This is a genomic window from Arenimonas donghaensis DSM 18148 = HO3-R19 (assembly GCF_000743535.1).
Taxonomy (GTDB): domain Bacteria; phylum Pseudomonadota; class Gammaproteobacteria; order Xanthomonadales; family Xanthomonadaceae; genus Arenimonas; species Arenimonas donghaensis.
This window is the reverse complement of sequence record NZ_AVCJ01000047.1, coordinates 1-319: the sequence shown is the minus strand read 5'-3', so window position 1 is coordinate 319 and position 319 is coordinate 1. Positions and strand designations below refer to the sequence as shown.

Here is a 319-nt window from a genome sequence, read left to right as displayed (position 1 = left end):
TGCCGATGACGAACAGCGCACCGGTGTCGTCGAAGCTGTCGGCCGACTGGATGTTCACCGAGCAGTCGCTGGCCGGGCTGAAGAACACGTCGCCCGCCGCTTCGAAGTCACCCGCGAACACCAGGGCGGTGTTGGCGCCCATCAGGTCGGTCAGCTCGATGGCCGCGCCGTCCAGCGTGATCGGCTGGGCGCTCAGGCCGATGTCGGCCGCGGTGCCGTAGCTGAAGCCACCAATCTGGCCCAGCAGCACGTCGAAGGTCGGCGCGCCGCCCTCGAACTCGCTGTAGGCCGGGTCGTTGGACTCGACGTCGGCAACCGG

General features: G+C 68.7%; 1 protein-coding gene. It reads right to left on the bottom strand.

All coding sequences use genetic code 11. From position 1 onward, the window contains the following. Window positions 1-319 (bottom strand): hypothetical protein (locus N788_RS14895; protein WP_034225272.1); only part of this gene is annotated, 319 nt, incomplete at both ends.